Source organism: Nonomuraea sp. NPDC049129 (assembly GCF_040648495.1).
Lineage (GTDB): Bacteria > Actinomycetota > Actinomycetes > Streptosporangiales > Streptosporangiaceae > Nonomuraea.
In genome coordinates, this window is the sequence record NZ_JBEZDU010000030.1 from 115,914 (window position 1) to 123,403 (window position 7,490).

7 protein-coding genes are annotated in these 7,490 nt (G+C 68.7%); 4 read left to right on the plus strand and 3 right to left on the minus strand.

Annotated elements, in window-relative coordinates:
* Positions 1–31 precede the first annotated feature (31 nt).
* Together AB0B64_RS51690 and AB0B64_RS51695 are read left to right on the plus strand one after the other, a co-directional pair.
* Positions 32–1,087 carry a serine hydrolase domain-containing protein gene (locus AB0B64_RS51690; RefSeq protein WP_358197790.1) on the plus strand — a complete coding sequence of 352 codons (1,056 nt, stop codon included), beginning with the start codon at positions 32–34 and terminating at the stop codon, positions 1,085–1,087.
* Between the two features lie 84 nt (positions 1,088–1,171).
* Entirely contained in the window at positions 1,172–2,143 is a 972-nt protein-coding gene (locus AB0B64_RS51695; RefSeq protein ID WP_357946120.1) for an aldo/keto reductase, read from the plus strand.
* A 9-nt stretch (positions 2,144–2,152) separates the two neighbouring features.
* Here AB0B64_RS51695 and AB0B64_RS51700 read toward each other — a convergent pair whose 3' ends face one another.
* Positions 2,153–2,986 carry an acyl-CoA thioester hydrolase/BAAT C-terminal domain-containing protein gene (locus AB0B64_RS51700; RefSeq protein WP_358197804.1) on the minus strand — a complete coding sequence of 278 codons (834 nt, stop codon included), beginning with the start codon at positions 2,984–2,986 and terminating at the stop codon, positions 2,153–2,155.
* 86 nt (positions 2,987–3,072) lie between these two features.
* Here AB0B64_RS51700 and AB0B64_RS51705 point away from each other — a divergent pair, with 86 nt between their 5' ends.
* The gene (locus AB0B64_RS51705) at positions 3,073–3,642 is read left to right on the plus strand and encodes a DinB family protein (protein ID WP_357946115.1); all 570 of its coding nucleotides are present in this window, start codon (positions 3,073–3,075) and stop codon (positions 3,640–3,642) included.
* Between the two features lie 106 nt (positions 3,643–3,748).
* Here AB0B64_RS51705 and AB0B64_RS51710 read toward each other — a convergent pair whose 3' ends face one another.
* A complete protein-coding gene (locus AB0B64_RS51710) occupies positions 3,749–3,994 on the minus strand; it encodes an LLM class flavin-dependent oxidoreductase (protein WP_358197817.1) in 246 nt (81 codons plus the stop codon).
* A gap of 142 nt (positions 3,995–4,136) precedes the next feature.
* Positions 4,137–5,183 carry a hypothetical protein gene (locus tag AB0B64_RS51715; RefSeq protein ID WP_357946111.1) on the minus strand — a complete coding sequence of 349 codons (1,047 nt, stop codon included), beginning with the start codon at positions 5,181–5,183 and terminating at the stop codon, positions 4,137–4,139.
* A 458-nt stretch (positions 5,184–5,641) separates the two neighbouring features.
* Between AB0B64_RS51715 and AB0B64_RS51720 the strand changes: the two genes are divergently transcribed.
* Complete coding sequence (locus AB0B64_RS51720; RefSeq protein WP_358197834.1) at positions 5,642–6,862, plus strand: S8 family serine peptidase; 1,221 nt, start codon at positions 5,642–5,644, stop codon at positions 6,860–6,862.
* Positions 6,863–7,490 lie beyond the last annotated feature (628 nt).

Here is a 7,490-nt window from a genome sequence, read left to right on the forward strand (position 1 = left end):
CGAGCCGGCGGACTTACGGGGAGGCTGAACGATGTCCGATCGGCTGGACGCGATCCTGGCGGACGGCGTGCCGCGCGTGTGCTCGGCGGCGGTGGCGGTGATCTCCGTGGACGGCTCGGTGGCGGCCTCGGCCGTCGCCGGGGAGCTCGTCCGCTATGCCGACCTCGAGGGCACCCTGATGGCCGACCGGCCGGCGGCGGCCCGCGACTCGGTCTTCGATCTGGCCTCGATCAGCAAGCTGTTCACCACGGCCGTGGTGCTGTCGCTGGCCGAGGAGGGCCGCCTGGACCTCGACGAGCCGGTGGCGGCCTGGCTGCCGGGCGCCGACCCCCGGGTCACCCTGCGACGCCTGCTCACGCACACGGCCGGCCTGCGGCCCACGCGCCGCATAGACCTCGAACTACCCGACGCCGATCCGGCCGCGCGCATGGCGGCGATGGTCGGCACCCCGGTCACCGGCCCGGTCGGCGGGCCGTACCTCTACAGCGACGTGGGCATGGTCATGGTGGGCCGCGTCGCCGAACTGGCGGGCGGCGCGCCACTGGACGCACTGGTCGGCGAACGGGTCACCGGCGTGCTCGGCCTGACCGACACCGGCTACCGCCCGGGCCCGGCGACGCTCCCGCGCATCGCCGCCACCGAGTGGAAGCCCGAGCGACAGGAACCCGGCTGCGTGCGCGGCGAGGTGCACGACGAGACCGCGTACGGCCTGGGCGGCGTGGCTGGACACGCGGGCGTGTTCGCGACGGCCGACGACCTGCTGACATTCGGCGAGACACTGCGGCTGGGCGGTGGCGCGCTGCTGCGCCCGGAGACCGTGGCCGAGATGGTCCGCGACCAGGGAGCGGAGGGCGCGGCGTTCCGCCACGGCCTCGGCGTACGGATCGGCGACCCGGCCATCGTGGGACCGCTGGACGCCGCCTTCGGCCATTCCGGGTTCACCGGCACCTCGCTGGTCGTCGACCCGGCCCGCCGGTTGACCGTGGTGCTGCTGACGAACGCCGTACACCCGGTGCGGGGCCGCGACGGCATCCGCGGCCTGCGTCACGCGGTCGCCGGAGAGGCGCTCCGGCTCGCGGCGTCCTGACACCGGACCCCATCGCTCCTGGTCAAAGCGCTGGTGTGGCATCATCCCGAGCGGTATACCGACTATGAAAGCAGAGGCGCCGAGATGCGTGATGAGCTGACTGTGCGGCCGATGGGGCGGAGCGGGTTGCCGGTCACGCCGGTGGGGATCGGGCTGGCCGCGCTGGGCCGACCGGCGTACATCACGCTCGGCCGGGAGGAGGATCTCGGCGATGATCGCAGCGTCGCCGCGATGCGGGCGCGGACCTGGGCGGTGCTGGATGCGGCGCTGGCGGCCGGCGTACGGTACTTCGACGTGGCCCGCTCCTACGGCAGAGCCGAGGAGTTCCTCGGCGGCTGGCTACATGAGCGCGCCATCGCGCCCGGGGCCGTGACCGTGGGGTCGAAATGGGGATACGCCTACGTCGGCGACTGGCGGATGGACGCCGACCGGCACGAGGTGAAGGAACTGTCCGCCGACCGGCTGCGCCACCAACTGGACCAGACCCGAGCGCTATTGGGCGAGCACCTTTCGCTCTACCAGATCCACTCGGCCACCGTCGAAAGCGGCGTGCTCGGCGACGAAGACATCCTGGCCGAACTGCGCGAGTTGCGCGCCGGGGGTGTCTCGGTCGGCCTGTCCACGACCGGCCCGCACCAGGCGGACACCATCGACCGGGCGATCGAGATCGGCCTGTTCGACACGATCCAGGCCACCTGGAACCTGCTGGAGCGATCCGCCGGCCCCGCCTTGGCCCGGGCGCACCGGTCCGGCCTGGGCGTGATCGTCAAGGAGGGCGTGGCGAACGGCCGCCTGACCTCCCACGCCGCCCCTCCGGCGCTGGCCGGCGCCGCCCGGGAACGCGGTGTCACACCGGACGCGCTGGCCTTGGCCGCCGTCCTCGCGCAACCGTGGACCGGCGTGGTGCTCAGCGGGGCCGCCTCGGTGGACCAGTTCCACAGCAATCTGACCGCGACCCGGGTCGGCTGGGATACGGAACTGGACGAGCGCCTGGCCATGCTGACCGAGGACCCCCAGACCTACTGGACGACCCGAAGCTCGCTGAAGTGGCAGTGATCGCTCGGGTCAGCCGCGAAGCAGATCGAGGATGTGCGGCCAGGCGGCCGCTCCAAGCTCGGCGTCGGCGGCGGCGTCACCCCCGTAAAGGAAGCGCGGCGATTCAGGGGCCGGGCCTTCACCTGGAAGACGCGGGCGATGACCGGCGTCGGCCCGGCTGATCAGACGAGCGGTGCCGCGACGGGCCAGGAGTCGCTCGGCGAACGGGAGGGACGGCCACATCGCATCGTCCCCTCCCGCCACCAGCAGCACGTCAGCCCTGCTCTCCTCGATGGGGATCTCGGCGGCGGGGAGCAGGCCGGCGAAGGTCCGCTCACTGCGCTCGTACCAGCCGCGAATGGCCACCGGGCCGTCCGCCGGTTCAGGAGCAGTCCAGTTGTCGTCGTACGGGATGAAAGGCAGCGGTTGCCCCTTCCACGTCCAGGACGACCGGTAAGGGCGGTCCCGTCCGTCTCGCCCTGAGCCGACATTGCCCCACACCACGGAGGTAGGCGACATCGCCACGACGCCGTCGACACGCGGGTCATGGACGGAGGTGAGCAGGGCGGCTTCCGCCCCTTTGGAGGAGCCCAGCAGGCAGATGCGGTGTACGCCGGTGGATTCGAGCAGGTCGATGGCGGACACGAAAGTCTCCAAGGGGATCTCGCAGATGCCCGGTGATTGTCCGGGACCGCCGAACCATCGGATCGACATCGCGGTCATGCCCTCCTGGGCGAGGATACGAGCCCGCTCCCGGTCGATGCGTCCGCTCGACCCCGCCAGAACAAGAACGCCCGTGTGGCCGATGACGTCAGGAGTGATCAGGACGCCTTCCCACGGCTCGGCCACTTCCCGCTCATCCATGATGATCCTTACCTCTCGGCACTCGGCGGCATCGCACTCTACTGAAGACGGCAATCCGATCCTGTCCGTTGCGGCAGGCTGGACCCATGACCGACCAGACCTGGAACACCCTGCTCCGAGATCAGACCCACTGGCACTGGACCCATCAGGTGCGCGAACGCCTCGACGGGCTCACCGACGACGAGTACTTCTGGGAGCCCGCGCCCGGCAGCTGGAGCGTGCGCCCGCGCGGCACCGGCGACGCGCCGGTGCGGGCCGGGTCCGGCGCGATGACCATCGACTTCGCGATGCCGATGCCCGATCCGCCACCGTTCACGACGATCGCCTGGCGGCTCGGGCACGTGATCGTCGGCGTGCTCGCGATGCGCAACGCCTCCCATTTCGGTCGCGCGCCCATCGACTACCAGTCGTTCGAGTACGCCGCGAGCGCGGACGCGGCGCTGGCCCAGCTCGACGCGGAGTACGCCACGTGGCTGGCCGGGGTCGAGTCCCTCGGCGAAGCCGGCCTCGCCCGCCCGTGTGGGAAGGCGGAGGGACCGTATGCCAAGTATCCGCTGTCCGCGCTGGTGCTGCACATCAACCGCGAGCTGATCCACCATCTGGCCGAGGTATGCCTGCTCCGCGACCTCCACCTGCACACCCGGCCGCGCGCCTAGGCGGAGGGTGCCAGGGCTTCCAGGGCCTCCTCCGCGCGGCGCATCGCCTCCTTGGCGTCGCAGGTGACGATCTCCGGATCGAAGTTCAGGTCGTGGAAGACCTCCGTCACGCCCTGCGCCGCCAGTTCGCCGACGTCCGCCCCGATCTGCTCGGCGCCGGCTTGGGATCGATGTGCGAGCGCGGCACCTGATAGAACTCCCCATGGTGCTCCACCACCTCGTCCTGCCACGCCTTGCGCAAGACCTGAACGAACTCCTCATCCCTGCGCCCCCGATGCTCGAAACCGACCCCCGCCGCCTCGAACTCCTCCCGCAGCCACCCCAGCCCGAGCCCGGCCGTCAGCCTGCCCACGGAGACGCTCTGACCGCCGGGCGAAGCTCCTGAACAGGCAAATTATTCGCTCAGTACAGCATCTGGGATGCCGATCCTCTCATGGGGCGATGAACAGCCACGATGCGGTCCAGCCTCCCTGTCAGATGATTGAGCCGCTTAATCACAGCTGCTTTTCCCTTGGTGGCGCCGACCCCGGTGGAGAGTCATCATCACCCGCTTCTTTTCCTACCCCACGCGAACTGTCCCGGACACTTCTGAGAACATTTTGCCCCTGCTCATCCACCAGTCCTGTGATAATTTGCTGCGCGGCTCCGAAAACCGCCGCCCAGGCGATGATCTGCGCACTGGTGTCGAGATTGCTTAGTCCCGGGATAAAGCGTCCTTGAATCAGCATCAGACCGATGACCGCGGACACGGCTCCGGCCGGAAGCTTCAGGAGTGACAACACGATTGGAAGCATATAAGGCGCCGAAGTCCCGTAAATTCGACGAAGCCCGAAAGCGCCCACCAGCGATGCCGAGGCCAGCCCGATGAGCTCCACGACGGGCACGTCCCACTTGCTCGGATTGGGGCCGATCGGGCACGCGGGCCCGGTCGACGAATCATTGAAGCAGAGCTTTATCACCGCCGGATATATGAGACCCACTACGGCCAGGACCACGGCGATGACCGCCATGATGACGGTGGACGCCAATATCGTGTTACGAAAGCTGCGGAGCCGCGCCCTCTCCTGCTGGGCGGATATGTTGGCCGCCTGCATGGTGATCACCGCCAATGTTCGATCCTCCGGGGCCAGCTTTCCGTCCTGATGACGGAGAAGTTGTTCCAGCTTGGCCCTTCGCGGGTCCTGCTTCCCCAGGTGCTGCAGTGCGCGCGCGAGGACATCACTGCCCCACCACGGGAGTTCTTCAGGCGGCATCAGTCTCAAAAGAGCGACTTCAGCCTCGTTGATATTCGCCCAGGTGCGATCCACGGCGAATCCCGACCAGGCTCCAGCCAGACTCGGCTTGCGCGCCGCAGCCTCTTCAGCCGCTTTGAGGTGCCTTTGTGCACCAAGAGCGACCGGAGATTCTCCGTCCAGCCCGTCAAGCTGGCTCCGCAACTCGGTGATGTGCGCCAGGGCGCGCTGCCGCCATGAGCCCGCGTCCTCTCCCGGCATATCCATTATGGGTTTCATCGCTATGAAGCCTTCCAGGCCGCCCAGCAAAAACAGGCTTTAGATGCCCGGCTTACAATGGCGAAAAACATCGCGCGATTAAAGAGTGAATCGATTTTCCATCTCGATTAACAAGCTGGTGGCCGAACTGGCGATCGAAGATGTGACCGGCTATAACCTCAAGCCGGACCCGCAAGACCCCGACCTTCATCCGCATCGTGGGCGGGCTCATGGTCGGACTCACGGCCTGGGGCATCTGGGCTTCAGAGCCTGGGTCCGCGCGAACCCCGTCGATCGCAGGCGCTGCGCACCAGGGGACCGTACTACCAGTTCCGGCGCATCGATCTGCAGCAGCATCTCGCGGACTGGCGGCACACGGCGTCCAGAAAGGAGGAGCGGCCCGTTCATTGACCTCATTTCATCCTGGCTTGGGGGCGAGCCGAGACACGCATGGGCATCGTTCCGTGGGAGCCGGCCCATCCGGGGCGGTGGAGATCAGGAGTGCTGCCATGGGTGAGAGATACAGCGTGCTGCGAGATCTGAGCGGCGCGCGTACGGCGAGTCCGTTCGAGATGGCGCTGCCGGCGGAGCTCGGGGCGGCCCGAGGGTTCGCCGTCGGTGCGGAGCCGCACGTGGAGGCCGTCGAGCTCAGCAAGCGCGAGGTACGCGACATGGTCCGCGATCCCGAGGTGCGGGGGGTGGCGCGCGTGATGCCGACGTCGCTCATCCGTCCGATCGAGGACGCCACCGGTGAGCAGGCGGAGGCTGAGGCGCGTGCGGCAGCGGCCACGTGGGGTGTCAAGGCGGTGGGGGCCGACGTCTCGACGCGTACGGGGGCGGACGTGATCGTGGCGGTGTTGGACACTGGCATTGACGCCACTCATCCCGCTTTCGCCGGGGTGACGCTCATTCAGGAGGACTTCAGCGGCTCGGGCCTCGGCGACAAGGCCGGCCACGGTACCCATTGCGCGGGCACGATCTTCGGCCGTCCGATCGACGGCACGCGGATCGGTGTCGCGCCTGGTGTGACGCGGGCCCTGATCGGCAAGGTCCTGGCCGACGACGGGAGCGGCGACACCGAAGGGCTGCTGCGAGGGCTTGAGTGGGCGCTGCAGCAGGGCGCCCAGGTGATCTCGATGTCCCTGGGGTTCGACTTCCCCGGCATGGTCCAGCGGCTGGTCGACCTGGGACGGCAGCCGAATTTCGCCACCTCGCTCGCCCTCGAGGCGTACCGGGCCAACCTGCGGCTCTTTGACGCTCTCATGCAGATGGTCGCCGCCCGCCAGGCCATCGGCACCGGCACGATCGTCGTCGCCGCCGCGGGGAACGAGAGCCAGCGCGAGACCGGCCCCGACTTCGAGATCGCCGTGTCGCTGCCCGGCGCCGCGCAGGGCGTCATCGCGGTCGGTGCGCTGGCTCAGTCGACTGTCACCGGCAACGGCCTGGTCATCGCGCCCTTCTCCAACACCTTCCCGCAGATCAGCGCTCCTGGTGTCGGCGTGGTCTCTGCCCGGGCCGGCGGCGGCCTCCGCACTCTGAGCGGCACCAGCATGGCCACGCCGCACGTCGCCGGTGTGGCGGCGCTGTGGTGGGAGGAGGTGCTGAAGTCGCCGCTGCCCGCGACGGCCTCCACCGTCACCGCACGCTTGCTCGCGGAGGCCGTCGTCAGCCCGCTGGCCGCGGGAGTGGACGTCGCCGACCGCGGCGTGGGCTTGGTACGCGCCCCGTAGCTCGCAGAGGCGCCGAGCCCGGAGGCGGTCAGGGCGGGCAGCAGTTCATCCAACGCACCCGAAACGGGCCGAACAAGCGGATCGTCGACGAAAGCGACCGATGGAATGGCGGGCAGGCGGATGCGCAGTGGACAGCCTTGCTGCTCGGTCTTGATCGCTGAGGAGACGGGGGGCGAATGTGTCGCCTCTCGTCTTCGAGGCACGTACCAGAAAGCTGCGTTCAGGCACGGCCTCGGTGTACATGTCGATACTCGCCACTCTGTCGGTGGCGCACGGCGGCCTCTCCGAGCAGGCCCACCTGATCGTCAAACACCGCGGGCCGACTTGGAGGAAGAGGGGGACGATGTCCGCGTCGTGTTCCATCTCCTTGGCGAACGGCTGCCCGTAGCGTGCCGCTGTTGGACGGCTCCCCGAACCTCATGTCGGGAGAACGGATGAAACGGGCCCACCACACGCGGCCGAGCCGGGCGTGCTCGGCAAAGGTCAGCGGGGGCCGGTGAGGCGGACGTCGCCCTGCGCGGACAGGACGAAGACCTGCCAGTTGTAGTACGCGTAGAAGCTACGCGAGTCGCGCTTGATCTGGCGTGCGTGCGCGAGGACGGCATCCACGTACCGGGCATCGTGGTTG